The organism is Acetobacter malorum (assembly GCF_002153605.1).
In the GTDB taxonomy this organism is placed as follows: Bacteria; Pseudomonadota; Alphaproteobacteria; order Acetobacterales; family Acetobacteraceae; genus Acetobacter; species Acetobacter malorum_A.
The window spans coordinates 187,598-213,957 of sequence record NZ_JOPG01000001.1 but is presented as its reverse complement, the minus strand read 5'-3'; the positions used below and the strand labels follow the sequence as shown (position 1 = coordinate 213,957).

Below are 26,360 nucleotides of genomic sequence, written 5' to 3'. Positions count from 1 at the left end.
GCTATGCTCCTATAGAAGAGCCTTTGTTTATCCACAGAAGGCGGGGAAAGACTGTGGGAAAAGTCTGTGGATAGTTTTGTGTATGGCTGACAGGCTGAGTATTTTTTTCACGTTTCCCGGTTTGTTCTGTTCTGCTGGGCTGAACGCTCCCGCAGGTAAGCGGCCAGAACCACCGCCTCGTTCTGCTCCGTATTTCTGGCACCAAACAGCAGGGTGAGGGGGCCTTTGCGCGCCAGTGTTTCAAGCTGTTCCACACAGGCGGGGTTGGCGTCCAGCTCGGCCCGGTAGCGCTGGCAGAAGCCGGTCCAGCGGGCCGGGTCATGCCCGAACCACTGGCGCAACTCGGTAGAGGGCGCAATGTCCTTCAGCCACAGGTCCAGCGCTGCGCGTTCCTTGCTCACGCCACGCGGCCACAGGCGGTCCACCAGAACGCGGGTGCCGTCTGTAGGCTGAGGGGCTTCATAAATACGGCGGGTCTGAAGGCCCGCACAGTGCGCGGCAGACGGAGAATGATGAGTGTCTGACTGTGCGGGCATAAGAAAAAGTCCTTCTAAAATCAGGCAGCGTTCAGCGCATCATCCAGCGTTGTGGCGGGGCCGAAGACTTCACGCCGCAGGCGGTCTTCCGGCACGCCCGCAGCGCACAGGCCGGTCATCATTTCCTGCATGAAGCACTCCGGGCCGCACAGGTAATAAATGGCGTCTGCGGGCGTGTTGGCCCTGACCCATTCCAGCGTGATGCGTCCGGCATGCGGTGTGGTGCCGGACGCGGCCTGAGCGGCCAGTGTGTCTGCCGGGCTGTGCGTGTAGAAAACATCCGCCGTGATTGCCTCTTTGGCAGACAGGTCCCGCACCAGCGCGCCAAAGGCTTCCGTCTGCGGGGTGTCCGTGCCGTGAATGTAGTGCAGCGGCGCGTGGGCGCTGGCCGGGCACCCGTGTGCAGCGGCAGCAGCGCGGGCTTCCAGCATGGCGATGAACGGGGTCAGCCCGACGCCGGCACTCAGCAGTACAATCGGGGCGGACTGCGGCGTGGGCAGCGTGAAGGACCCGGCAGGGGCTGAGACCTGCACTTCTGTCCCGACCTGTGCGCTGTCATGCAGCCAGCGTGACACCAGCCCTTTCTCGGCCCGGCGCACACTGATGCGATAGCTGCGGCCATTGGGCGCGGAGGAAATGCTGTAATTGCGCCGCTGGTTGCCGTGGCCGGGCACGGTGATGGAGAAGCTGAGATACTGGCCGGGCTTGTGGGCCATAACGGGTTTGCCGTCCGTTGGCTCCAGCTCGAAGGAGGTGACCAGTGCGCTCTCCGGCGTGCGGTGCCGGATGGTAAAGGGCCGCCAGCCTGCCCAGCCCCCGGGGGCGGCTTCGTGCGCCTTGTAAATCTGGCTCTCCCGGCTGATCAGCACATCCGCCAGAAAACCATAGGCTTTGGCCCATGCGTCCATGATCTCCGGCGTGGCGGCATCCCCCAGCACCTGCGCAATGGCGCCCAGCAGGGCACGGCCAACATGCGGGTAATGTTCGGGCAGGATGTTCAGCCCCACATGTTTTTCTGCAATCCGTTCCACCATGCCGCCAAGCTGATCAAGGCTGTTGATGTTGCGGGCATACGCCAGCACGGCCAGTGCGAGGGCGGTGGGCTGGCTGCCATTCTGCTGGTGGGCGGTATTGAACAGGGCGCTGATGGCGGGGTCTGCCAGCAGGCGTTTGTACATCTCCGTCGTGATGGCCACGCCGTGCGCTTCCAGTGCCGGAACGCAGGCGGTGACGATGGCGCGGGTCTTGTCGTCGAGAGGCGTGACCATGGGAGCGGTCTCCTGTTCTTTAAGGTGTATATTCCATACATCTTATAGAACGCTGGCAAAAACCCTGTCAACCGGACTACAACTGGGGCCATGCGCCTGACCCTTTACACAGACTACGCCTTGCGAACGCTCCTCTATCTGGGCGTGCACGCAGACCGTCGCGTTTCCATTCGCGAGGTGGCGCAGGCCTATGGGATTTCAGAAAATCATCTGGTGAAGGTCATCCACCATCTGGGTAAGGGTGGTTTTATAGACACACTGCGCGGTCGTAATGGTGGCCTGATGCTCTCCCGCTCGCCCGAGCAGATCAACCTGGGCGACGTGGTACGCCACACCGAGGATGACATGGCGCTGGTCGGCTGCATGGCCCCGCCCGGCAAGGACAGTACCCGAGCCGGTGAGGGCTGTGTTCTGGCCTCCGGCTGCACGTTGCGGGGGCTGCTGGGGGAGGCGCTGGGGGCGTTCATGACCGTGCTGGATGGTCGCACACTGGCGGACCTGTTGCGCCCGTATGAGATCAGGACGCTGCGTGAAGCCACGCCCGGTATAGAAAAAAAGACGGCAAATCCCACGCCAAAGGCCGCTGAAACAGCAGAATAATTGGCCTTTCCCGCTCTCAATTGTCCCCCGGAATGCAACTTGGTCTTTTAAAATCGATTTAACGGATTAAAAACCGGAGCGCCTTCCTCTATCAACGGGCGGCACAAAAGAAGGGCTGTCCGTTTTCTCATGTTGCATTTCACGCCAGACTCACCGTCTTCCATTATCGCGCTGCTGGTGTGCGGCCTTCTGGTTTGCGTGTTTGAGTTTGTGAACGGGTTTCATGACACCGCCAACGCTGTGGCGACGGTCATCTACACGCGCTCGCTCCGGGCGGGGACGGCGGTGGTGCTTTCGGGCATCATGAATTTTCTGGGTGTGCTGACCGGCGGGCTGAGTGTGGCCTACGCCATGGTGGAACTGCTGCCGCCGGATGTGCTTTCCCCACCGGATGGCACGCCTGCGGTGCCCATGCTGCTCTCCCTGTTTGGCACGGCGCTGGTGTGGAACCTGCTTACATGGCGGGCGGGCATCCCCAACTCCAGCTCACACTGCGTGATTGGCGCGATTGTGGGCGTGGCCATTGGTGATGCGCTGGTGCATACGCGCAGCCTGAGCGAGGGGGTGGACTGGCATCAGGTCACCAAGGTGCTGGAAGCGCTGGCCGTCTCCCCCCTGCTGGGGCTGGTCGGGGCCGCGCTGTTCTATCTGGCAATGCGCGCCGTGGTGAAGGACCCGGTGCTGTATCAGCCCCCCCAGGGGCATGAGCCGCCGCGTGGCTGGGTGCGCTGGCTGCTGGTGGCCAGTTGCAGTGGGGTGAGCTTTTCTCATGGCAATAATGACGGGCAGAAGAGTATCGGCCTGATCATGCTGGCGGTGGTTGGGCTGATGCCCGCCCTGTATGCGCTCAACCCGCTTGAAGCCCACCGCCTGCCGTTGCCTGTTGTGCAGGCCACGCAGATTGAAACCCTGCTGACCCAGTATGATCATAACGGCCTGCGCGCGGAGGCTCTGGCTGCTGCGGCGCGCCTGAAAGCGGAGGGTGAGGCCGCAGCATCTCTCGCCGGGGCTGCTCCGCAGGCTGGCCCTCGTGCGGTTGTGGCGCAGCGGGCCGATGTGTTTGAAGTGCTGGCCGGGCTGAAGCAGGTTGAGCATGTCTCCACCGTGCCGGGGGCCGAGCGTGCGCAGGCTAAAAAGCTGCGGCAGGGGTTACAACCTGTGGTGGAATTTGCGCCCTGGTGGGTGCGGCTGCTGAGTGCCGTCTGCCTCAGCCTTGGCACCATGATTGGCTATAAGCGCATTGTGCGCACGCTGGGTGAAAAGATTGGCCGCACGCATTTAACCCCGGCACAAGGGGCGTCTGCCGAACTGGTCGGGGCGGGCCTGATTTTGACAGCCGGCTATACCGGCCTGCCTGTCAGCACCACGCACATCATCACCGCCGGGATTGCAGGCAGCATGCTGGGTGCAGGCAGCGGTGTGCAGGGCGGCATGGTGGGGCGCATTGCACTGGCATGGATTGCGACGCTGCCGGTAACGATCGTGATGGCGGCGGGATTGTTTTACCTGCTGAGTCCGTGACAGTCCCCGCTCTTTTGACGCATGATGGGGCAGGAGTTCCCCCTTTATGGAGAAGAGAGCAATGACACAGCCCCTCAAGACAGTTCTGGTGACCGGTGCCACGGCAGGGTTTGGCCATGCCATTGCGTTGCGGCTGGTGAAGGATGGCTATCGCGTTATCGCGACAGGCCGCAGGCAGGAGCGGCTGGACGCTTTGGCGAAGGAGGCTGGCCCCGCGCTGCTGCCGTTTCAGCTTGATGTGACGGACACCGCCGCTGTGCAGGCCCTCCCGGCCTCACTGCCGGAAGGCTGGCAGGAGGTGGATGTGCTGGTGAACAATGCCGGTCTGGCCCTCGGGCTGGAAAAGGCGTGGGAAACCAAACCGTCGGACTGGGAGCGCATGATTGCCACCAACGTCACCGGGCTTGTGGAAATTACCCGTGCGCTGCTGCCGGGCATGGTGGCGCGCAATAACGGGCACGTTATCTCACTGGGCAGCACGGCGGGCACGTATCCGTATCCGGGGGCCAATGTTTACGGGGCCAGCAAGGCCTTTGTGGAGCAGTTCATGCGCAACCTGCGGAGTGATCTGCTGGGCAAGCAGGTACGGGCCACAACCCTTGCGCCGGGCCTGTGTGGCGGCAGTGAGTTTAGTGAAGTCCGGCTGGGTGACAAAAAGCAGGCGGATGCCGTGTATAACGGAACAAAGCCGCTGCTGCCGGACGATATTGCGGAAACGGTGGCGTGGGTTCTCGCACTCCCCGCGCATGTGAACATCAACACCGTGGAAATGATGCCCACCTGTCAGGCCTCTGCCGGTCTGGCGGTTGATAGGACAATGGCGCAGTAACAGCCCTCCCTGCGTTTCATATAAAAATGCCGTGCCCCCTTTGGAAAAGGGCACGGCATTTTTTGTGTCAGGTAATCTGTCTTGCGAGGCCCGGCTTATTTGGTCGGCGCGATTTTGCTCGCAATGGCCTGCTGGCGGTCCCGCAGGGCTTTTTCCTTGGCCTGTTTGGCGGCAATTTTTTCCGCAGCCTTGGCGGCCTTTCTGGCCTGCATGCGTTCCAGACGCTCCTTCATGGCCATGCGTTCATACCGGATGCGCTGGCGGATCCAGTTGAGCAGGCCGGAGAAGGTGACAACCACAATCCCCACAAAGGTCCAGCCATCCAGCGGCTGATGGAACACCAGATAACTAAGCGCCACGCCCCACACCATCTGGCTGTATTGCGGCAGAGCAACGCGGTTGGCGGGGGCGCGGGCCGTGGCCATCATCATCAGCAACTGGCCGAGTGCTGCCAGAAAGCCATAGCCAAACAGATAGACCCATGTGCTGACGCCGTGCGGCCATGTGGCGTGTGCCCACATCAGCACGCCATTGCCCACCAGCGGGCCAACCAGACTGGAGCCAAACAAGGAAAGCCGCGCGCTGTCCTGCCCGGCCAGACGGTAAGCAATCACGCTCACGGCGTTGGCGACGGCGGCAATCAAAGCGCACAGATGCCCAAAGTGGAGCGCGCGCACGCCGGGGCGCAGCACAATCAGCACACCAATAAAGCCCAGCACCACGGCCAGCCAGGCCCAGGCCGTCACTTTCTCCTTAAGCAGCACCACGGAGAGAATGGTGACAAACAGCGGCATGAGGAACATCAGCGAGAGCGCTTCCGGCATAGGCAGCAGCATGAAGGCTTCCACGCTGGCTGCTGTGGCCACAAACGTACATACGGCCCGCAGCACCCACATGGCGGGCTCCTGCGTGCGGAAGACATCGCTGTAGGACTCTTCCGGCTTGCGGATAAACGGCAGAAGAAGCAGGCCGAACACCCCGCCGGAGAAGGCGACCTCAAACGGGTCGAGCCGTCCCCCAAGCAGCTTGGAGAAGGCATCACTGATAGCGAAGGAGGCAAACGCCCCCAGAGCCAGCGTAATGCCGGAGAAGAGAATTTTGGGGTCCATATACTGCCTGTACTGTTCTGAAGGTCGAGCCGCGGGGTGAGAGAATTGTGTTCTTGCACACCGGCATGTTCCGGCTTCTTCCCGCGCAATAAGCAAAAACGGCGCAGGTTGGAAGTACATTTGCGCAGGTTTTGGCCAGGGCAAGGGTGCCTTGCACGTTTTACTGGCCTGAAGGGCGGAGAAGACTGCGGAGCGTTGTGGAATGACAAAACAATGACGCGCAGCTAGAGAGACGATTGAGCCAGCGGGACGGAGCTTCTATAAACGGCTCAAGGGGATGGGGTTCCCCCTTTAACCGCCCTTGCAAGGGCTGATGACTCCTGCCGTAACCAACTGGCGGGAGACGTGTGTCTTGTTCCCGCCATAGCACGGCGGGCGTTCTGGAAAGCCCGCCAGAATGAAAGGCCCGAGAATGTCTTTTACGTCCTGTCTTCTGGTCATGCTTGGCGGTGCGCTGGGCACGCTGGCGCGTTATATGATGACGATGCTGACCGCCCCCTTCAGCCGCATGATGCCGTGGGGCACCATTGTGGGCATCAATGTAGTGGGGTCGTTCATCATCGGCTTTTTCAGCACGCTCACGCTGGCGGACGGGCGCTACCCGGTTTCTGACAATACGCGCCTGTTTGTCATGATGGGCCTGTGCGGCGGCTACACCACGTTTTCTTCCTTTAGTCTGCAAACGCTGGACCTGCTGCGCAGTGAAGCATGGGGGCGGGCGCTGGCGAACGTCACGCTGTCTGTCCTGCTGTGCATCAGTGCCGTCTCGCTCGGCCACCTGCTGGCCACGCATCTGAACGGCCAGCCCATGCAGCTGACGCAGGCGGAGGAACAGAGTGACATGGAAGGGGAAATGGAGGGGTAAAACCGGCCCTGCTCTTGTGTTGCAGGATTGTGCAGGGCAATCTCATTTCCAATTCGGAATGAGAGGCGTGATGAAGCAGGTTTTGTCCGGGGCCATGATGCTGGCCGTGATAATGGGGAGCCTGAGTGCGCCCGCTCTGGCAACGCCCACCGCTGAGCAGCGGCACAGGCTGGACCAGAAGCTTCAGGCCATGGGGATGCCGCCGGGGCTGGAAAGCTGGGTGGATGATCCGGCAGAAATTCATCAGGTCACGCTGGCTCCGCTGTTTGAGAAGCCCTATGCCTGCTCGGAGCATCCGCTCGGCCAGTTGCACGGTGCGGGGGATGCGCTGGGCACGGACTGCATGGTGGTGGGCGGTTTTGAGAGCGACCACGGCTTTGCCAAGATGTATCGGGGTGACGGCACGAAAAATACCGACTGGTATGGCTGGCACACGCCTGTGCATGCGCCGATTGATGGCGTGGTGAAATATATCCACCTCAATACTGAGACCAATACCCCCGGGAACATGGGCAAACCACCGGCGAGCTTCATGGTGTTTGAACGTGCTGACGGCGTGACTGTTGTCTACGCGCATCTGACCGAGCCGGTTGTGAAGGTGGGGGACCACGTGACAGCCGGTCAGGTTGTGGCGATTGATGGCAATAACGGCGTGGCGCGGAATCCGCATATTCATGTGGGAGCGTATCGCGGGGGTGAACCCCTGCAAATCCGCTGGGATCTGCGGGCTCTGGGCAAAATTGCGGGTATGACCGACAACTGATTTCGCTCGGCATGCGGAATTCCCTTGCATTCTACCCCGGATAGGCGCACCACAGTGGCCAGCGGGTGCTTTTATCCGGGTTTTCGGCGCGTGTTGCGTTCGGTATATCTCCTTAAAAGTTATGATTTCGTGTGTGTTTTGTGCACGACCGCGTTTGTTTGTGAAGGAGCCTTTGTTATGGCAACAGGCACCGTAAAATGGTTTAACCCCACCAAGGGTTTTGGTTTCATTCAGCCGGAAGATGGTGGTCAGGATGCGTTCGTTCACATCTCTGAACTTGAGCGCGCTGGCATGCACACTCTGAATGAAGGCCAGAAAGTCTCTTACGAGCTCGAAGCTGGTCGTAACGGCAAGACATCTGCAGTGAGCATTAAAGCACTCTAAGTGCTTTAAGCCGCAGATTTGCTGTGTGGAAAAGCCGCCCTTTGGGGCGGCTTTTTCTGTTTCAGGTGTTTTTCGGCTCAATGCTCTGAAAACCGTAGGTTTCATAGCGGGTTTTCAAAATGCCATCTTCCACATCCACCACCATAAAGCCCTCTGGCGTGCCGAGGCGGGTGCCGTGCCACCAGTTGCCGCACACCGCACCCCCGGTAATGTAGGGCACACCATGCCATTCCACGCGTTCCACAATATGGGTATGGCCCTGTAGCACGCCGATCACGTTATACGTGTCGAACAGTGGCAGCACCTCATGCGCATTCACCACACTGATGCCGTGATGTTTTTCCGGCTTTGTAGAGCGGACGTCATAATCTTCAATTGCTGTGACCAGCGGGATGTGGGTGACGATAATAATCGGCGTCCCTTTGGGCTGGGCGGCAAGATCCCGGCTCAGCCAGCCAATCTGCTGTGCATCAATCCGGCCTTCATACATCCGGTCATCCGTAATGCCGATGGAATCCAGCACCACAAAATGCACGCCTTTATGGTCGAAGGAATAATAGAGCTGGCCGAACTGGTCTTCGAAATATTTCTTGCCATAAAGCGGGTCCGTCGGTTGTGCGCCGCTTTTGGTATACACGCCAAAACAGTCATGATTGCCAATGGTGTGATGCACCGGCAGCGTGAGGTCATCTGCCGTGCGCTTGTATAAATCCATCAGCATGTTGGCGCGGCCCGCGTTTACGCCCAGAGCGTCATACACATGGTCACCACCCTGAATGGCAAAATCGGCCGGAACAGCGCGGGCTTTCAGGAAGGCGCTGTGGCAACCGGCGTTGGCGTTCAGTTCCGGCTGGAGATGCGTGTCGGTAATGAACAGGAAGGTAAAGGGATCATGCTTGCGCAGCGGTGGCCGGTTGGGCACGGCAGCGAGCGAGCGTGTAAGCGGGGTAAAGGCAAGGCCCGCTGTTAGCGAAAGAAACGTGCGGCGGTTGAACTGGACCATGAGCGGCGGTTCCATCTGTGGGGCAAGGGAGTGAACAGGCCCCCACTGTGCGCAAAATGGCGCGCGCTGCCAGATCTGTCATAAATGTTTCATACTCTGCGCGAGTGCGGGTGAATGGTATGCCGCGGTGAAGATACAAAAAACCCGTTTCCTGATCAGATAAGTCAGAAAACGGGCTTTAAGGCTTTAAGCAGTCCGCTGCCGGAAGGCAGGGTTATTTGGCAGGCATGACGTAGAGGGCGCAGAGCTTGTTGCCGTCCGGGTCCCGCAGGTAGGCCAGATAGAGGTCGCCATTGGGGGTGTGGCGCACGCCCGGCGGATCTTCAATTGCTTCTCCACCATTGGCAACACCGGCTTTGTGCCAGGCATCGGCTTCTTCCGGGCTGGCCATGGCAAGGCCAATGGTGCTGCCATTGCCTGCGGTGGCGGGCTGGCCGTTCAGCGGTTTGGTAATAACCAGTCGGCCTCCGCGATGCGTGTAGGACAGGCGGCCCTTGGCGTTGGGTTCCGCAGGGGCGCAGCCCATGGCGCCCAACGTGGCATCATAAAACCGTTTGGAGCGGGCAATATCGTTACTGCCAAGCATGATGTGGCTGAACATGAAGCGTTTTTCTCCTTACCCGGTATGGGAGGGCGCAGAGTAGCGCGATACCGGGCGTCGTCAAATTCTGTGCGGATGGCTTATGGCAGGCCAACGCCGCCATTGGCACCGATGATCTGGCCTGTCATATAGCTGGCATCATTTGAGGCCAGCAGCACATAGGCCGGGGCCAGTTCCACAGGCTGGCCGGGGCGCTTGATGGGTACGGATTCCCCAAATTTTTCGACATTATCCATCGTCTGCCCACCGCTGACCTGCAGGGCCGTCCAGAACGGGCCGGGGGCAATGGCGTTGACGCGGATACCCTTACTGATAAGCTGCTTGGCCAGACCTTTTGCAAAATTGGCAATGCCTGCCTTGGTGATTGAGTAGTCCAGAATGTTGGTTGAGGGATCATAGGCGTTGGTGGAGGAGGTGAAGATCATTGCGGAGCCGGGCTGCATGTGCGGAATAGCCGCTTTGGTCAGCCAGAACAGCGCATAAAGGTTGGTCTTCATGGTCCAGTCGAACGCTTCTGTCGTGACATCCAGAAGGTCATCATGCGTTTGCTGGCGGCCTGCGCAGTTGACGAAGATATCCAGACCATCAAGTTCTGCAAACGCTTTTTCAACAAGCTGTTTGCAGAAGGCTTCATCCCGCAGGTCACCCGGCAGGGCGACAAACTTGCGGCCTTCCTTGCGGACCAGATCACCCACCTCGGCAGCGTCAGCTTCTTCCTGCGGCAGATAGTTAATGGCAACATCCGCTCCTTCCCGCGCATAGGCAATGGCGGTGGCACGGCCAAGGCCGGAATCCCCGCCGGTAATCAGCGCCTTGCGGCCCTTGAGTTTGCCGCTGCCAACATAGCTTTTCTCCCCGTGGTCGGGCCGTGGGTCCATTTTAGAGGCAAGGCCGGGCCAGGGCTGGGGCTGGGCTTTAAACGGGGCGTGCGGATACAGGGTGCGGGGGTCTTTCAGCGGGGAGGAAGACATGGCGTTCTCTTTCACAGTCTGGGCCGCAGCAAGGTTGACGAACACGGGCGTGCCAGCTGCTGCGGCCACGCCGGCCATTTTCAGAACGGTGCGGCGATAGGTGCTGTGTTTGTGGGCCGGTGTTTCGTCAGTCATGCGGAGGTCCTTTCGCATCAGGCCGCAGAACAGCGCATCAGGCTGTAGATCTGGCCTGAAAGTATCTGTCGGGCCAGCGGCTTTGGGGTTCACTGAAACAGACGTTCCGGCCACGGAGGGGTTCCCGGTCAGGGGTTGCGGGTGGTGCATGGCTGTCGGCAAAGAAACAGGCTGCACAAAAGGGTGATTGCAGGAAGGGGACTATTCGTTAAATTATAAAAACGAATAAAGCCGGGCAGAGAACGCCTGTCTCTGCTGTGCGGGAAGGCTGAAGGAAAAGGGTTTAGGCATGTCCGAAGGGCCGTCTCTGGAAACGGATCGTCTTGTATTTCATGTGCCGCGGCGGGAGGATTTTGAGGAGTTCGCCGCCATGCGGGCGGACCCGATTGTGGCGCGCTACACATCAGGCAAACCGGAAACCGCTAATGCCACATGGGGCAGGCTGCTGCATTACAGAGGGCTATGGGGCATTATGGGCTTTGGCTTCTGGGTGGTGCGGGAGAAGCAGACGGGCCGCTTTGTGGGCACCATTGGGTTTAATGAGGCGCATCGCGGACTGACGCCCTCCATGGATGGCATCCCGGAAGCAGGCTGGGTTCTGGCCTCCTGGTGCCACGGCAAAGGCTTTGCCACAGAAGGTGTGAAAGCCGCCTGCGCGTGGCTGGACACACAGACGCCTTACAGACGCTCTGTGTGCATTATTTCTCCAGCCAACCAGCCATCAATCCGCATTGCAGAGAAGAACGGATTTTCGTTGTTTGCAACAACGCAGTATATGAATGAAGAAACACTGATGTTTGAGCGGAAAGTTACGGCCTGAAAACCTTCTTCTGCACGCCGCCTAAACGCAGCCTCAACGCACGGTTGAGCGGTTCAGAAAACGAGCGGCTGATCAGACTGGCCAGCAGGCCGGAGCCGATGAGGAAGACGGGCAGGAGAGCCAGCCTTTCAAACCCGGTGTCGGGCAGGGTTCCGCGAGGCAGCACGGTGCGGAGCAGGCCCAGAATAATCAGGTGGAACAGGTAGAGTTCGTAACTCAGGCGGCCCGTCCACTCCACGCCGCGCAGCAGGCGGGAGCGCGTGGCGAGGGGGCCGTCTGCATGATGCGCGGACGCAATCAGCAACACCGCAGTGCCGAGCGCCATGGCGGAAACGCCCCAGATATTGGTGGCGCCAATGGACTTCCACAGATAGAGCGCGACCATGCCCGCAATCACGACAGGCTGAAGCAGCCGCGCTGCCAGTCCGTCCAGCCGCCAGTGTGTAGCGACAACAGCGGCCATGCAGCCAATGGCAATGCCGTCGAATGACGCCAGATAGGCAAAAAGAAATCCGGATTCATCATTCTGATGCGCCATCCGGTAAAACGGACCAACTATCGCCACCAGAGCCCAGAACAGCATGATAAGCGGCTGGCGACGCAGCACGAGCGCGACCAGCGGGAAGGTGAGATAAAACACTTCCTCCACAGACAGGGACCACAGCACGCCCAGCGCGTAATTGGCCCAGTCATAGTGCGCAATAAACACATTCATGCTGAAGGTGAGGGCGGCCAGATTGGCGCGCATCATGGCGGCAAGCGGGGAGAGGCCGGGAATGTGCGTGGCAAAAATGGGCACGCCCGCCAGAGCAAGTCCGTTGACCAGCGCCAGCAGCAACAGCAGGCACGGTACAATGCGGGCAATGCGAAAAGCGTAGAACGTGCGGGCCCTGATGGCGGCCAGACTGCCATAGCGGGCCAGCGTATTGCTGGTTATCAGGAAGCCGGAAATCACAAAAAACAGGGTGACGCCGTAATTGCCGTTTCGTGCCACAGCGCGCACGCCCTCTGGCGTGAGCAGCGCGGCGAGTGCGGAATGGTTCAGCGGATAGGCAATGCAAAAATGGTGGAACAGCACCAGAAGAATGGCAACGCCGCGGAGCAGATCAATCCGTCGGTTGCGGTGGTCGGGGGTAACCGGCGGCGGTTCGGGCGGCTGGAGGGGCATGAGGAACCTGTCTGGCGGGAGGGCAATCCAGACGGTTCTTGCAGCGGTTCGTGTTTAAAATACGGTTTTGTAATGAAATAACGCCGCAGGCGTGGGGTCAGGAGACCCCGGCCATGCGGGCAAATTTGCGCTGGCGGCTGAAGAACAGCTTTTCCGTGATGAAGAACGCCAGATCCTGAATTTTGCTGTGCGGCGTCAGGCCAATGGTCTTGAACACCATGCTCGTCACGCGGCGCAGGTGGCGCGGCTGATAGTTCTTCATGGCGCGGGACATGTAGGCCGCAATGCAGCGGTTGTGGTCGTAGGGCAGGGAGGGCGGCTCGTTGGTGGTGTAGTAAGCGGAGGCGAGTTCATCATCCTCGCTTTCCGTTACCCGGCCCAGTGCAATGCGGGCGCGCTGGAGCGTGCTGATGCGCTCGCGCTTCAGGTAGCGGTGCATGTGGTCATAAAACAGTTTGAAGTGCCGGAACTCATCGGCAGCAATCTGCTTGCACAGGGCTTTCAGCACCGGTTCATCCGTTGCGTCGGCCAGTGCGGAGTAGAAGGAGGACGTGCCGGTTTCCACCATGCAGCGGGCAATCAGTTCCCCGGTGCGGGAGCCACGGACGGATTCCTCAACTTCCAGTGGGATATGGTAAAAGTCCCGGTAGCGCTGGAAGGCGGCCTGATAGTCCCATTCCGGGTCAGCCAGCATGGCCCAGCGGCCCAGTGCATCGCCGTGCTGGATTTCTTCCACAGCCCAGTGGTCCGCCGCCTGTTTAAAGTCAGGGTCATCATGAAACACGTTGTTCAGATAAATGGCGTAATCCACGCTGTTGCGCTCCACCACGGCTGCGGCCTTGATGGCGGGCACAAGCTGCGGGTCCACGCGGGAGGGATCAAATTTGTCCCAGGGTAGCTGGTCAATCTGCCAATGTTTCATGTGCGCCGCCTCTCCCGTCCTGCTGCTCTTGTAAGCTGTAGCCGTCAGGCCGTCTGCACGGTGTGCTTCATCGCGAGATGGCCCAGACTGTTGCTCTAGACCATTCCCCGCTGAGACGGAATGCCATGACAAAAAAAAGACAGGGAGAGGCGGCCCGCAGGCCGTCAGACCGTGGGGGCGCTGTTGGGCGAGTTGCCGGGCGTTGCGGGGGGCAGCGGGCGGGGGCGGCGGTTTTCATCCAGCGCCACGAAGGTGAAGTCCCCTTCCGTCACCTTGGAGGTCAGATGCGTATGGCGGGCCCGCCGCCATGTCTGCACATGGATGGTCAGGGAGGTGCGGCCCTCACGGGTGATCTGGGTGTAAATGCTCACCTCATCTCCCACTACCACGGGTTCCAGAAAGACAACGCCGTTAATGGCGACGGTAGCGGCACGGCCGTTAGCCCGGAAGGCTGCGGTGGTGCCGGCGGCAAGATCCATCTGGGAGATGATCCACCCGCCGAACACGTCCCCTGCGGGGTTGGTGTCGGTCGGCATGGCGATAACGCGGATGGTGGGCACACCTTCCGGCAGTTGTGAGGCAGAAGCAGCAGGCATGAGGTTAAAGCCCTTTATCAGAAAGAAAGGCGAGGATGACGCAGGCGGTTACCGGAAGGGGGGCTCATCAAACCCACGCAGTTTGCGGGAGTGCAACCGGGTGACGCCCTGCTGCCTGAGCAAACGCATAGTCTCGATCCCCACCATCAGATGCTGGCTTACGCGCTCACGATAGAACGCATTGGCCATGCCGCGCAGCTTCAGTTCTCCGTGAAGTGGTTTATCCGACACACAGAGCAGCGTGCCGTAGGGCACCCGGAAGCGGAAGCCATTGGCCGCAATCGTGGCGGATTCCATATCCACCGCAATGGCGCGGCTCATGTTGATCTGGGTGAACAGATGCGCCAGACGCAGCTCCCAGTCCCGGTTATCGGTGGTCATCACCGTGCCGGTGCGCAGGCGCGTCTTGATGGCGGACTCGGGCAGGCCGGTCACGAGTGAGGTCGCTTCCTGCATGGCCACCTGCACCTCGGCAATGGGGGGAACGGGCACCCATGTGGGCAGGTCGGCGTCCAGAACGTGGTCATCCCGCACATAGCCGTGGGCCAGAACGTAATCCCCCAGCACCTGAGAGCGACGCAGGCCCGCGCAATGGCCGACCATCAGCCAGCAATGCGGACGCAGCACGGCCAGATGGTCCGTCATGGTTTTGGCGTTGGCGGGGCCGACGCCGATATTGATGAGCGTAATGCCATCCCCGTCCGGGCGGCACAGATGGTAGGCCGGCATCTGCGGCAGGCTGCCTGCGGGGGCGTCCGTAGGGGCGGTGCCGGGCCCGGTATAAATCTGCTCTCCGGGTTCAATAAACGCGTTGTAGTCACCCCCGGCGTCCACCTGCGCACGGGCGTAATCGCGGAAGGTATCCACATAACGCTGATAATTGGTGAGCAGGATAAACCGCTGGAAGGAGCGGGGCGTGGTGCCTGTATAGTGGTGCAGGCGGGCGAGGGAGTAATCCGTGCGCTCTGCCGTAAACAGCGCCAGCGGGCGCGGGGTGGTGGCGTCGGGCAGCAGCTCGCAGTTGGCGATGCTGTCATCTGTGGCATGCAGGTTGGGCAGGGCGAACTGCTCCTGCAACAAGCGCAGGTCGGCTTCCGTCAGACCGGTAACGGCATCTTCCATGACATACGGCAGCGGGATGGGGTGGTGGGAGCGGCCCACCAGCACCGGCTGGCCGTAATGGTGCAGCAGCGGCTCAATCTGTTCCCGCAGATAATCCCGGAACAAGGCCGGGCGGGTGATGGTGGTGCTGTAAAAGCCGGGGTCGAGAATCACGTCAAACGGCGGGCGGCCCTGTATGGGGGTGCCGGGGGGCAGCTCCAGCGCCAGACAGGGGTAGGTGGCATCCTGCGGCGGGCAGCCCTGCCGGGCGCGGAAGGCGGCGTGGAGCCGCGCTGCACTTTCATCATACAGGGCGCACAGGCGGTCTATGGCGGCATCTGCTGTGGTGAAGGCTTCAAAATCCGTCCCGGCGGCGGTACGGAGGGCAAGCATATCAGGCTGTGTCATGGGTCTCCTATGGTGACGGGGTGGCTCAATTCATCCTGCTACCTTAGCGCGACAACGGGGCGGATGTGCAACCGTGCCAGCGGGGCAGGGCTGGTCCGGGAACGGTTTTCTGCGTCGCGCGGCATATCTGCGCACGGAAAAGTGCGCTATACGCGCGCCACCGCTGACAGATGAGGGCCAGAAAAGCGCGATGATTGCCATCACTCCGGAACAGACCGCCATTCTGGACACGCCCCCCACCTCCAGCTTTCGCGTGATTGCCGGGGCAGGCTGCGGCAAGACCTCCACGCTGGAGTGGTTCAGCAAGACATGGACGCGCCACCGGGGGCTGTATCTGGCCTTTAATACCGCCATTGCCAAAGAGGCCCGCGCCCGCTTTTCCAACCAGATTGAAGCGCGCACTGCCAATAGTTACGCATACCGCAGCCTGAATATCGGGCAACTGAACCGCAAGGTGCAGGGGCGGTATCTGGCGCGGGATATCTGGCGGCTGGAAAAGGTGCTGGGCACCAAATCCGGCGGGGCTGCGGATGTGGTGCTGAAAACGCTGAGCAATTTTCTGATCAGCGAAGGCTCCAAAATTACCGCCACCCATTGCCCGGAGCCGGACAGCGGGCGCAACCGGGAGATCCGCCTGTTTGTGGCGCAGGCCTATAAATATCTGGCAGCGCTTGAGAAACATGATTTTCCTATCACGCATGATCTCTATTTAAAGAAGTTTGAGCGTGAGCAGAAAATTACCGGCTACGACTATATTATGGTGGATGAGGCGCAGGACCTGAACCCGGTTCTGATTTCCATCCTTAAAAAATCCGGCCTGCCGATTGTGGCGGTGGGGGACCCGAACCAGTCTATCTATGCCTTTCGCGGTGCGGTGGATGCCATTAGCGATCTGGAAGGCCCATGCCTGCCGCTGACGCGCAGCTGGCGGTTTGGCGAGCCATTGGCGCGGATGGCCAATGCCATTCTCGGCCACCATTCCCGCAAACCGGCGCACAGCCTGCACGGGAACCCGGCGGTGAAAAGCCGGGTGATGCTGCATAAAAAGGGCCTTAAGCCGGAGCACAACACGCTGGTTCTGGCCCGCACCAATGCGCGGCTGTTTGAAGGGCTGGCGGACAGCACACGGCCCTTCCATGTGCTGGGCGGGGTGAATGACATGGTGCAGGAAATTCTGGCCGCTTATAGCCTGTATCAGCGCCAGTTTGAACCCTCTTTAAAACCGGAGGGCGCGGCGTTGGAATACGGCACATGGCGCGAGCTGGAAAATGCTGCCGAAGGCCGGGATGGTGACCCGGTTGCCAAAAGATTGTTTGGTATTGTGGATAAACATAAAGAGACGCTGGATAAAAAGATAAAGACTATTCAGACGCTTTACCGTGACGACCCGGATGAAGTCAGTCTGGTCTGTTCCACCGCGCATAAGGCCAAGGGACGGGAGTTTGATGCGGTCATTATGCTGGATGACTTCCTCTCCCCTGAAGAATGGAGCCGGCGGCGCACGCAGTTTCAGGACCGTGCCAGAAAAACGGAGCAGGAGCACGGCCCGCTCTCCCCGCGCCTGAAAGCCCGGCTGAAGCGCGATCTGGACAACTGTGATCAGGAAATCAATCTGCTTTACGTGGCTTGTACCCGTGCGCGGCTGACGCTCTCTCTGCCCGAGGCGTTGTTTGAATTCTGGAAGACCGTCTGACCCGCGCGACGGGCAGGGGTTGCCTTTGGGGTAACATTGCGTATCTTTAACAAACTGGGTTCTGCTGGCGGTTTAGCGCCGTCTTCAGGCTCAGTCTGGAGCGTCATAAGAGATGTGCAATGGCGAAATGGAAGACGGGTGTCTCTGGTGCTGTTTTAGGTCTGGTCTGCCTGTGCTGGCCGCCTGAGGCTGAGGCCCGGCAGTCCTGCATTGTGGCCTCCATCAGTGAGAATTTATTAGGCGGCCAGAGCGATACGCCACTGATGCCGGTTAAAATCAATAACCAGCCAGCCGCGCTGTTTTTAAGTTATGATTATGAAAGTATTTACGTAAAAAACTCTGCGTCCGTGAATTTTGATAAGTTGATTGATGAGAGTGCCTGGGGAACGGAATACGTTCTCAATATATTTGGAAAGCGCGAAAAAGCGCATGTTATCAGGGTCAATACATTCTCTTTTGGTGGCTTTGATGTGCCCGATGCCAAACTGGTGCTTCTGAAAGGGGAGAGCAGACAGTCCGTGCAGGGGCTTCCGGTTATTGGCATTATAGGGAATGTTTTCCTCAATAATTTTTCTGTTCTGTTTGACGTAAAAAATAAGAAAATTACTTTTTTTGAGGTTAAAGATGGCTGCGAGAATAAAGAAGAAATAACGGAAATCATGGGTGGTGATTTTCATGTGGTCAACATCCACAATAATGCAAACAGGCTGGAAGTGGCGGTGAAAATCTCTGGCCGCAAAGTGCATTTTTTCATCAATCCAGATCTGGATATGACAGAAATGCCCGTGGGCTGGCTTGCCGGGTATCACATCCCGCTGGTGAAGAAAGACGAAAAAACCGCAGTAAGATTTAACCTGAATGAAGGCTATATTTCTAACATTGCGACAGTTGAGAGCCTGACCATAGGCGACGATACGGAAAAGAACCGTACGATAAAGGTTGCCGATAAAATCTATGACGGGTCTTTAGGACTGGATTTTTTTGCTGATCATATTGTGCTGATAGATGCCATTAATTCCAAAATGTATTTTAGAAAAAGTGATGGCACCAGCACAGGCGCTGGCCATAACCTGCATTTTGAAGCGTCCAGAAATGCCAGCATTGATGTGAAATGACGCAACAGGACTGCCGTACCTTTTTGCGGTCTGCACAAAATTAAGTGGAACCCGTGCGGCTCTGCCGGGTTGAGGAGGGTGACATGCTTGTGATGAACAAAAGGAGACGCCTCATGAAACGTTCTGTTCTGACTGTTACAGCCCTGCTGGCAACCTGCGCTCTGGCTGCGTGTGAACCGCCGCCGCCCGGCGGCATGGGTGGCCCCGGTGGACGAGGCGGGCACCATGGGGGCTCCGGCGGGAATGACATGGGCGGCTCGCAGAATGGTAATGGTGGCGGCGGCTGGCGCAACGGCAACAGCTCCGGCAACATGCAGGGCGGCGGCCCCGGCATGGGCGGCCCGGCCATGCAGAACGGCGGCATGGGAGGCGGGAACGGTTACTGACCGTTCTGCCCAGATGGTTTGGAAAAGGCGGCCTTTTGGGCCGTCTTTTTTTGTGGTGATGGGACTATTTTGTGATGATTAGTGGAGAACATTAATCAAGGCAGAGGAGCACGCTTGAAGCGTAAATGGATGGGGCCTCGATTAACGGGTTCGGTTGGCTGAAGTATACGTCCGATTCAAAGTATAGAGCCGTTATAAACCCTATGTGACAGCCGACCTTCATGGCCAGATGCATAATAGAGATATTACGGAATTATGATAAAGTTCCCCACTTTTCTGGTTTTAAGAAGCTCAATGACCTCTGCGTTTCACTATACCGCTCTACAGCTCGACGCATTGTTTGCGGGTCTGTTCCTCCGCTAGCAGCCAATCTCTCTACAAACTCCAGTGATTGGCAACGAGTAAATAAATCAACTGAAGGTAATGTAATATATTCTCCTGGTATAATAATACAATACCATGGAAATCTCCGAATAGCTTCATTGGGAGATAAATCTATTAATTTTGTTTGCGCTATAATTAATAAAAATAAATCTGCACTAAGAAAATCTTGATATGTTAAGTTTACTGAAGAACCCCTTTGTAATATCATATCTGCTATTCTTGTATATTTTTTTTCACTTGAGCCACAGATGGCAGAGATATTTTCATTTTCTGGACAAAACCATGCAAAAGAATATAATCGCTCGCCTCTATATGCATTTCGTTGTTCTAATATGTAATCCTGTTTCAAAAGTGCTTTTAAAAAATCAAAAGCTTCATATTTTACACAAAATGCAATTGTTGACAAAAATAATTCATAACAATATAGATCAAAATTGGCAAAATGGAATCTATACCAACGTCTATTATTGCTTGGTGATCGAGTCTTCCACGAATATATATTTTGGAAAAAACTTCGGATCCGATCGTAAGACCGAGTTGATACTGTTTCACTCAAACATATATATTTTATGACATTCAAAAATTCATCTTTATATGGAATAAATTCATTGAATTTTTCAAGAATATCATTCTTTAATTCTTGAGGATCCTCTTCAAGGCTCTCAAACTGCGCTAATCCTTCTTCTAATTTATCCAGATAGCTATTGAGTGCAGAAAACGCATTAGGTTTTCCGTGCTCAAAAGCAATGCGTGCATTAATAGATAACCCACGAGTATGTAGGCTCACTCCTCCCTTCTCATTGTCAAGGAAGGAAGGGCGGCTACCCAATTCTGGCTTCTTTAAAGCGGGCTTGTTGTATACCCACCTAACTAATTGTTCAGAATTAGTATAGCGTCCTTCTCCAATCATATTGATGGCAAGATGAGCTTTTAGATAAGTTGGAAGACAGTAATTTCCATCATTATCCACATCGACTACAACGCCACATATCTTTTTACCACCAGAAGGAGATTCAATTTGAGACGCCACTTCCTGACTAATAATACCTGCCTCAAAACCAGCACCGCCTTTTCGCTGATTTGCCTTTTCAACATAATTTTTATCACAAATAACAATAATACGATCAATAGTTTTATCCGCAATAGATTTTTCCATGAAATGATTCATATCATCACCTTCATGGAGATCATACTGATCAAGAACAATATCGATTCCATTTTCTATAAGTTCATCAGCTAGATTTTTTACCCATTCTTTATGCTCTTGAGATGACCAGGTGTAAGATATAAATACTTTTGGAGTTTTTTCGTTCATTTAATCCTCACAAATGACACATGATACATTCTGAATATCAGTATAATAATGCATCAAACAAAGGTAACAGAAAAATCTTAGACAATTCTTATGACGCGCTTTGACTACAAGAGATAGTAAATGAGAGCGTCATGTAAAGAGTTCACAGAGAATGATGGTCTCCGCGTTTCTGTTTAACATAATAGATGAAGACTTTTTTCGATCTAAGAGAAAAATCCTCTGTTATTCAATTAATCCTTAAACTGAGCCTTTCGTTTCCCATTTAGACTGGCGTGCTTATAAGAGTAGGGTGGCGAGAAATCAGCGTATCTATTTTGGAAAAAGTTATCGCCAGAAAAACAGATTTCTTAGTCTACTCTTCAATGCCTAATCAAAATATAATTAATCGTCAGATCAATATCAAAGTGGTTGCCCTTCATGTCCGGGGGGACGGGCGGGAGCTGGGAGCCGCGGAACATGCCGGAGGTCGCGGCGTCCAGATAGTAGGAGCCGGCTGAGCCTGTCTGATAGACGGATTTCACGCGGCCCGTGCGGTCCAGAACCACATGCACGGAGGAGCTGCCTTCTTCCCCGTTTCGGGCGGCTTCTTCCGGGTAGTACATGTGGCGCTGAATCCACTCGTTAATCTGCTCACCATAATCATCGCTCACACCGCGCACAGAGGCGCGGGAGGTATAGTGCGCGTTAATCTGGCCGTTCTCCACCACAGGGCCAACGGAAAGGTCAATCGGGCCGCCAGAGCCGCCCGGTCTGCCGTGGCGGGAGCGGCGCGGGGCCGGGGCCTCATTGAAGGAGAGGTCCATCGGGTTATCAAACGGGGAGGCCGCATGGCGGCTGGGCGTTTGTGAGGGCCGAGCATGCTGCGTGGGGCGCGGCACCGCATGAGCCTGCGGCTTGTGGCCGGAGGGCGGGTGCGCGGCTTTCACCGGCTTGGGCGGCTGCGGCACGGATTTGCTCAGCCCGTCATCCGCTTCCGGCAGCGGCGGGGTGGCCGGTGTTTCTTCCGATGGCACGGTGGGGGATGGCGGCCCTTCCGCCGGGGTCGGTTCAGCCTGTCCGGCCTTGCTGGGGGCCTTGCCGGAGTTGCCGCCACCGGCCTCATCAGAATGCGGGCCGACCATGCCGCTGGTCGATTCCGGCTGCGCAAAGACCATTTCCACCGGGGAGGGCTGCTGGCCATCCGGCGTGCCATGCGGCTGATGGTGCGCGGCCTGCCACAGCAGGGCACCCAGCAGCAGGAAGTGCGCAAGGGCAGAGGCTGTCAGCACCGGGCCGATGGTCGGCTCAGCGTAGACTTCTCTGCGGATAATTGGCGTGGAGGTGCCCTTTACGCGGCGATAGCCGGTGGTCGGGCGGGCGACGGGCGTGGGGGAGGCGGTCAGCCGGTCCCGTTCACCATCCTGCGGGGCAGGTGGCGGTGTGGCAGCGCGTGCGGTGCCGGGTGCGGAAGGGGGAACCAGTCGCGGTTCCTGCCCGTCCCGCCTGCGCGAAGAAGGGCTGAGCTTCGCCGTCATGAAATGCCGGATCTCTCCTCCGCAAAAACCGCGCCAGGGGCAGACCGGTTGAAGCGGCTATTTTGCCACTGCTTCTGCATTGTTGCCACCCTGAATCCTAATGTGCCTTCATAGCAGGCTGTGCGGCGCTGTGTAATGCGTCTTCTGATGTGTCCTGCGTGACATCCTGCTCCGGGGCTTTGGGGGCCGCGCCGGGCTGAGCCGGGGCCGGGTCTACCGGGGTGGGCGGGGCGCTCTGCATGGTGGAGGGGGTCAGCCGTTTGCGCAGATGGGCCACGTCCACATCACTCACCGCAGAGGCATCATTCCCCCACGCGTGGCGGATAAAGGTGACCACGGCCGCCACCTGCGCATCACTCAGCCGTTTGCCAAAGCCCGGCATGGTGAAGGAGGACGGCGCGTTCTGCATGCCATGCAGGGTGGCCCCTGTCAGAACAATATGGATGAGGGAATCAGGGGCCGCATTCATCACCACCGGGTTGCCCGCCAGCGGGGGAAAGGCCGGGGCGTAGCCTGCGCCGGTGCTGCGGTGGCAGGCTGCGCAGTTGTCCAGATAGAGCCGCTGCCCTGCTGTCAGCGTGCCACCGGCGCGGAGGGCGCGTGTGGCGGCGGGGTCTTTCTGCCAGCTCTGCTCTGTGCTGTTGGCAGCGGGCAGGGCCTTCAGGTAGCGGGCCATGGCTGTCAGATCATCATCCGTCAGATATTGCGTGCCGTGATGCACCGCCGTGTCCATGTTGCCAAAGGCGCTGCTCCGCATGTTCCGGCCCGTGCGCAGGAAGGTGGTCAGATCCGCCACACTCCACGCACCCAGCCCCGTGCGAGGCTCACCCCGCAGAGAAGGCGGCGTCCAGCCATCTACTGCCGCACCGCCTGCCAGATAGTGCGGGCCATCCTGCGCCGTCAGCGCGGTTTCCTGCATGGCAAGGCCGCGTTTGGTGTGGCACGCGCCGCAATGGCCGGGGCCTTCCACCAGATATGCGCCCCGTGCCAGTTCCGGGGTGGGGAAGCTGCGCTCGGCTGATTTCCGGGCAGCTTCCGGTGAGGGCGCAAACATCCACCGCCACAGAGTGAGCGGAAAGCGCATGGAGAGCGGCCAGGGAATACCATTGGGCCGCACGGCCTGCGCCACCGGCTGCACGCCGTGCATGAAGTAGGCATAAAGCGCGTGCAGATCCTCGTCCGTCATGCGGGCGTAGGAGGGGAAGGGCATGGCCGGGTAAAGCGCTGCGCCATCGGGGCGCACACCTTCCCGAAGAGCGCGGACAAACTGTGCTTCCGTCCAGTTTCCAATGCCGTTGGTTTTGTCCGGCGTGATGTTGGAGGAATACAGCGTGCCGATCGGCAACTGGAACGCATAGCCCCCGGCAAATGCGGCTGAGCCGGGCACGGTATGGCAGGCTGCGCAGTCCGCTGCGGCGGCCACGTAGCGGCCTTTGGCAATCAGATCCTGCGAGGCAGCATCCGGGGTTGCCGCAGCGAAAGCCGGAGCGGCGAGGGGGAGCACCAGAGCGAAGCCGCACAAAAACGCTGCGGAAAAGCCTTGTTTTTTTCGCTGGTTTTTCCGGGTCATAGCGCCACCAGTGGGCCGCCATTGCCCTTTAGCCATTGGGTGCGGATATGGTGGGCGGACCAGTAGGCGAGTGCGGCCACCAGCCCGGTGGGGTTGTAGCCCATGCCCTGCGGGAAGGCGTTGGCCCCCACCACAAACACGTTAGGCACGTCCCAGCTTTGCAAATAGCGGTTGAGGGCGGAGGTTTTCGGGTCATCCCCCATCACGGCACCGCCGCACAGATGGGTTGTCTGATAGTCCCGCACGTCAAACGGTTTGCCCGGCTCCCGCATGCCGTAATGGGCATCCTGCGCGCCAAGGGCTTTGACCACGTTGGCCAGCTGGCTGATGACGTAGCGGTTCATGCGGATGTCGTTATCTTTCCAGTCAAACGTCATGCGCAGCATGGGCTGGCCGTAGCTGGTGCGCCATGTGGGGTCGAGGTCCAGATACACATCGCGGTAGGCCATGTTGGAGCCTTGCGCGTTGATGGTGAAGGAGTGGCGATAGGTGTCAATCGCCGCCTTTTTCCACGCACTGCCCCAGCGCGGTGCGCCCGGTGTGGCGGCCTTGGCCCCGGCAATGGGTTTGACGCCTGCCTGATTAACCCACAAGGGCGAACCACCAATAAAGCCGAGCGGCCCGTGGTCAAAATTGTCGCTGTTGAAATCATCTATCGCAACACCACCAGCAGAGCCGATAAACTGGTCCGTGTTGCGGGTGGGCGGCATCCAGACCGTGCTGTTGGTAATGTTCTGATAGGTAAAGTTGCGCCCCACCGTGCCCGTGTTGCTGGCAGGATCATACGCTTTGCCAATACCGGAGAGCAGCATGAGGTGGACGTTATGGAACTGGAAGGCCGCCAGAATAACCAGACCGGCGGGCTGGGTGATGTGGTTGCCCTCGGCATCCTGATAGACAACACCAGTGGCTTTCTTGCCCGTGCTGTCCAGCAGCACCTTCAGCACATGCGCGTTGCTGCGGAGCGTGAAGGTCTCATGCCGCCGCAGGGCGGGCATGATGTTCACGTTCGGCGAGGCCTTGGCATACATGTAACAGGCATAATCGCTGCAATAGCCGCAAAAGTTGCACGGCCCCATCTGCGCGCCATACGGGTTTGTATAAGGCTGGGACGCATTGGCGGCAGGCATGGCGTAAGGGTGATACCCGGCCTCCGTCGCGGCATGGCGGAACAGGTGCGCGGTATAAACGTCTTTCAGCGGCGGAAGCGGAAAATCATCTGAGCGGTCGGGGGCAAAGACGTTGCCCTTGCCCGTGGGTTTGCCATTCACCGTATAGGCTTCACCCGATGTGCCAAAGACCTTTTCCGCTTTGTCAAAAAACGGCTCCAGCTCCGTATAGGTCACGCCGTAATCCTGAAGGTTCATACCTTCGGGGATAAATTTGCGGCCATAGCGTTCAATAATATGGCTACGCAGGCGGAGGTCCTGCGGCGGCGCGCGGAAATGCACACCCGTCCAGTGCAGGCCCGCACCACCCACGCCCGCACCTGGCAGGAACGCCGCCAGCCGCCGATAAGGCACAGCTTCCTGATCCGACCGGTTGCGCACTGTCACTGTGGTCTGCGCCGGGTTCTGGAACAGCTTGTAACGGACCGCGCCTTCCAGCTCATCCAGTGAGGACGGATAGGCTCCATCCCGCGCAGTGGAACGACGCTTGCCGCGTTCCAGCATGACGACGGAAAGGCCAGCCTCGCACATCTCCTTGGCCATGATGCTGCCAGCCCAGCCGCTGCCAACGACCACCACATCAACAGGGGGAAGAGTTTTTTCAGCCATGGTCCGCAGTCTCCCCGGCAATGGAAACAGGGCCGTAGGGATAGGGCGTGTCATACCGGTCCACCCAGTCCATGTAGTCGCCCCGCGCACCGGGGAAGCCCATCATTAGCCAGCCCGCCATGTGGCGGTTGCCGCCGTGGAGAGGGTCGGCAAATGCGCCCTCGATCGTGTCGGACCGGAGCTGTTCAAAAAAGGTCGCTGCGGGCAGGGCGTCAAACTGCGTGGCGTTCTGTTCCAGCGCGGTCAGAATACTGTCCTGCACCTCTGGCGCGAGGGTTTCAAACGCGGCCTGATGGGTCTGCTGTACCCATGCGATCACGCCTGCCAGTCCCACTTTATAAATCTGCTGCGGGCTGTAGGGGAGCTGATAACCCAGATTGGCCGGGGCATCCGGGCGGTGCGGACCTTGCATGTACCACAGCTCGCCACGGCCCCATGGGGTGTCCATCTGCCCGTCGATAAAATGCGGCACGCCAAGGGCGATGGCCCCCGGCCCCTGCGCATCTGCGGGGAAAATCCGCTCACAGGCCGCGCTCAGCAGGGCGAATTCTGCCGGGCTGAAAAAGCGGGGGGTGTCGGTCTGGGTGGGGGAGGCTGGATGAGCGGGCGGGTTTGTTGCCGCCTGCGCGGCGGGTGCTGTGGCGACGCTGCCCAGTGCCAGCGCAGCGGCCCCGGTGCCCAGACCCTGCACGACATGGCGGCGGGTGGCGGTGTGTGTCGCGGCGGGAGCGTGGCCTGCTTCAGCAGGGTGAGGGGCAGCAGGCGTGAGCGGAGCGGCGAGGCTGTGCGGCTGCTCGGTGAGCGGCGCAGCGGGATGAGGGCGGTGCGGTGTATCAGGCATCGGCGGCTCTTTTCCGTGGACGGGGGATGACCTCAGTCGGTCCCCGGCCCCGCTCCAGCAGCTCTGTTGCGCGACCGTTCTTTCTCTTGGTTAGCGGACCGGGGGCGCGGAAACAAGGTTGCGGCGCGGGCTGGCGGGTGCCCCCGGCGGCCGAGGGGCCAAAA

Annotated in this window: 25 protein-coding genes and 1 riboswitch; of the genes, 10 read left to right on the top strand and 15 right to left on the bottom strand. The window is 58.7% G+C overall.

The window, feature by feature from the left end; genetic code table 11:
• Positions 1-107: 107 nt before the first annotated feature.
• Together HK23_RS00925 and hmpA are read right to left on the bottom strand one after the other, a co-directional pair.
• Positions 108-536 carry a DUF488 domain-containing protein gene (locus HK23_RS00925; RefSeq protein WP_086652520.1) on the bottom strand — a complete coding sequence of 143 codons (429 nt, stop codon included), beginning with the start codon at positions 534-536 and terminating at the stop codon, positions 108-110.
• A gap of 20 nt (positions 537-556) precedes the next feature.
• Entirely contained in the window at positions 557-1,804 is a 1,248-nt protein-coding gene (gene hmpA / locus HK23_RS00920) for an NO-inducible flavohemoprotein (RefSeq protein WP_086652519.1), read from the bottom strand.
• 90 nt (positions 1,805-1,894) lie between these two features.
• On the opposite strand from hmpA, the gene HK23_RS00915 reads away from it, so the two are divergent.
• The 3 genes from HK23_RS00915 to HK23_RS00905 all read left to right on the top strand — a co-directional run bounded on the left by HK23_RS00915 (position 1,895) and on the right by HK23_RS00905 (position 4,754).
• Complete coding sequence (locus HK23_RS00915; RefSeq protein WP_086652518.1) at positions 1,895-2,404, top strand: RrF2 family transcriptional regulator; 510 nt, start codon at positions 1,895-1,897, stop codon at positions 2,402-2,404.
• A 129-nt stretch (positions 2,405-2,533) separates the two neighbouring features.
• Entirely contained in the window at positions 2,534-3,925 is a 1,392-nt protein-coding gene (locus HK23_RS00910; protein WP_086652517.1) for an inorganic phosphate transporter, read from the top strand.
• 61 nt (positions 3,926-3,986) lie between these two features.
• Complete coding sequence (locus HK23_RS00905) at positions 3,987-4,754, top strand: SDR family NAD(P)-dependent oxidoreductase (RefSeq protein ID WP_086652516.1); 768 nt, start codon at positions 3,987-3,989, stop codon at positions 4,752-4,754.
• A 95-nt stretch (positions 4,755-4,849) separates the two neighbouring features.
• On the opposite strand, the gene HK23_RS00900 is transcribed toward HK23_RS00905, so the two are convergent.
• The gene (locus tag HK23_RS00900; protein ID WP_179193752.1) at positions 4,850-5,863 is read right to left on the bottom strand and encodes a DMT family transporter; all 1,014 of its coding nucleotides are present in this window, start codon (positions 5,861-5,863) and stop codon (positions 4,850-4,852) included.
• A 264-nt stretch (positions 5,864-6,127) separates the two neighbouring features.
• Positions 6,128-6,193: riboswitch (Fluoride riboswitch) on the top strand.
• An 82-nt stretch (positions 6,194-6,275) separates the two neighbouring features.
• On the opposite strand from HK23_RS00900, the gene crcB reads away from it, so the two are divergent.
• The 3 genes from crcB (at position 6,276) to HK23_RS00885 (ending at position 7,875) form a co-directional block, all read left to right on the top strand.
• A complete protein-coding gene (gene crcB / locus HK23_RS00895) occupies positions 6,276-6,728 on the top strand; it encodes a fluoride efflux transporter CrcB (protein ID WP_086652515.1) in 453 nt (150 codons plus the stop codon).
• A gap of 70 nt (positions 6,729-6,798) precedes the next feature.
• The gene (locus HK23_RS00890; RefSeq protein ID WP_086652573.1) at positions 6,799-7,491 is read left to right on the top strand and encodes a M23 family metallopeptidase; all 693 of its coding nucleotides are present in this window, start codon (positions 6,799-6,801) and stop codon (positions 7,489-7,491) included.
• Positions 7,492-7,668: 177 nt separating this feature from the next.
• Positions 7,669-7,875 (top strand): cold-shock protein, encoded by a 207-nt coding sequence (locus HK23_RS00885; protein WP_043551757.1) that lies wholly within the window; start codon positions 7,669-7,671, stop codon positions 7,873-7,875.
• A 61-nt stretch (positions 7,876-7,936) separates the two neighbouring features.
• On the opposite strand, the gene HK23_RS00880 is transcribed toward HK23_RS00885, so the two are convergent.
• From HK23_RS00880 to HK23_RS00870, 3 genes are all read right to left on the bottom strand, one after another.
• Positions 7,937-8,878, bottom strand: coding sequence for a metallophosphoesterase family protein (locus HK23_RS00880; protein WP_086652514.1), 942 nt, complete (start codon positions 8,876-8,878; stop codon positions 7,937-7,939).
• A 214-nt stretch (positions 8,879-9,092) separates the two neighbouring features.
• Positions 9,093-9,479: a VOC family protein gene (locus HK23_RS00875; RefSeq protein ID WP_086652513.1), complete on the bottom strand. Its 387-nt coding sequence runs from the start codon at positions 9,477-9,479 to the stop codon at positions 9,093-9,095.
• A gap of 80 nt (positions 9,480-9,559) precedes the next feature.
• Complete coding sequence (locus HK23_RS00870; RefSeq protein WP_063908327.1) at positions 9,560-10,585, bottom strand: SDR family oxidoreductase; 1,026 nt, start codon at positions 10,583-10,585, stop codon at positions 9,560-9,562.
• Between the two features lie 289 nt (positions 10,586-10,874).
• On the opposite strand from HK23_RS00870, the gene HK23_RS00865 reads away from it, so the two are divergent.
• Positions 10,875-11,405, top strand: a complete 531-nt coding sequence (locus tag HK23_RS00865) for a GNAT family N-acetyltransferase (RefSeq protein ID WP_086652512.1) — start codon at positions 10,875-10,877, stop codon at positions 11,403-11,405.
• Here HK23_RS00865 and HK23_RS00860 read toward each other — a convergent pair.
• The 4 genes from HK23_RS00860 to HK23_RS00845 all read right to left on the bottom strand — a co-directional run bounded on the left by HK23_RS00860 (position 11,395) and on the right by HK23_RS00845 (position 15,600).
• Positions 11,395-12,573, bottom strand: coding sequence for an acyltransferase family protein (locus tag HK23_RS00860; RefSeq protein ID WP_086652511.1), 1,179 nt, complete (start codon positions 12,571-12,573; stop codon positions 11,395-11,397). The genes HK23_RS00865 and HK23_RS00860 overlap by 11 nt on opposite strands.
• 97 nt (positions 12,574-12,670) lie before the next feature.
• Complete coding sequence (locus HK23_RS00855) at positions 12,671-13,495, bottom strand: ferritin-like domain-containing protein (RefSeq protein WP_063907841.1); 825 nt, start codon at positions 13,493-13,495, stop codon at positions 12,671-12,673.
• Between the two features lie 164 nt (positions 13,496-13,659).
• Positions 13,660-14,091 (bottom strand): acyl-CoA thioesterase, encoded by a 432-nt coding sequence (locus HK23_RS00850; protein WP_063907842.1) that lies wholly within the window; start codon positions 14,089-14,091, stop codon positions 13,660-13,662.
• Between the two features lie 48 nt (positions 14,092-14,139).
• Entirely contained in the window at positions 14,140-15,600 is a 1,461-nt protein-coding gene (locus tag HK23_RS00845) for an AMP nucleosidase (RefSeq protein WP_231888411.1), read from the bottom strand.
• 73 nt (positions 15,601-15,673) lie between these two features.
• Here HK23_RS00845 and HK23_RS00840 point away from each other — a divergent pair, with 73 nt between their 5' ends.
• The 3 genes from HK23_RS00840 to HK23_RS00830 all read left to right on the top strand — a co-directional run bounded on the left by HK23_RS00840 (position 15,674) and on the right by HK23_RS00830 (position 18,794).
• A complete protein-coding gene (locus HK23_RS00840) occupies positions 15,674-17,293 on the top strand; it encodes a UvrD-helicase domain-containing protein (RefSeq protein ID WP_086652510.1) in 1,620 nt (539 codons plus the stop codon).
• Between the two features lie 119 nt (positions 17,294-17,412).
• Positions 17,413-18,408: a hypothetical protein gene (locus HK23_RS00835; RefSeq protein ID WP_086652509.1), complete on the top strand. Its 996-nt coding sequence runs from the start codon at positions 17,413-17,415 to the stop codon at positions 18,406-18,408.
• A 113-nt stretch (positions 18,409-18,521) separates the two neighbouring features.
• On the top strand, positions 18,522-18,794 hold the full coding sequence (locus tag HK23_RS00830; RefSeq protein WP_086652508.1) for a hypothetical protein: 273 nt from the start codon (positions 18,522-18,524) through the stop codon (positions 18,792-18,794).
• A 253-nt stretch (positions 18,795-19,047) separates the two neighbouring features.
• On the opposite strand, the gene HK23_RS00825 is transcribed toward HK23_RS00830, so the two are convergent.
• The 5 genes from HK23_RS00825 to HK23_RS00805 all read right to left on the bottom strand — a co-directional run bounded on the left by HK23_RS00825 (position 19,048) and on the right by HK23_RS00805 (position 26,196).
• On the bottom strand, positions 19,048-20,493 hold the full coding sequence (locus tag HK23_RS00825; RefSeq protein WP_086652507.1) for a toll/interleukin-1 receptor domain-containing protein: 1,446 nt from the start codon (positions 20,491-20,493) through the stop codon (positions 19,048-19,050).
• A 359-nt stretch (positions 20,494-20,852) separates the two neighbouring features.
• Positions 20,853-22,007, bottom strand: a complete 1,155-nt coding sequence (locus HK23_RS00820; protein WP_063907847.1) for an energy transducer TonB — start codon at positions 22,005-22,007, stop codon at positions 20,853-20,855.
• 97 nt (positions 22,008-22,104) lie between these two features.
• On the bottom strand, positions 22,105-23,577 hold the full coding sequence (locus tag HK23_RS00815) for a c-type cytochrome (RefSeq protein ID WP_086652506.1): 1,473 nt from the start codon (positions 23,575-23,577) through the stop codon (positions 22,105-22,107).
• A complete protein-coding gene (locus HK23_RS00810) occupies positions 23,574-25,355 on the bottom strand; it encodes a GMC family oxidoreductase (protein ID WP_086652505.1) in 1,782 nt (593 codons plus the stop codon). The genes HK23_RS00815 and HK23_RS00810 overlap by 4 nt, the downstream gene beginning before the upstream one ends.
• Complete coding sequence (locus tag HK23_RS00805; protein WP_179193751.1) at positions 25,348-26,196, bottom strand: gluconate 2-dehydrogenase subunit 3 family protein; 849 nt, start codon at positions 26,194-26,196, stop codon at positions 25,348-25,350. The genes HK23_RS00810 and HK23_RS00805 overlap by 8 nt, the downstream gene beginning before the upstream one ends.
• Between the last annotated feature and the right edge of the window lie 164 nt (positions 26,197-26,360).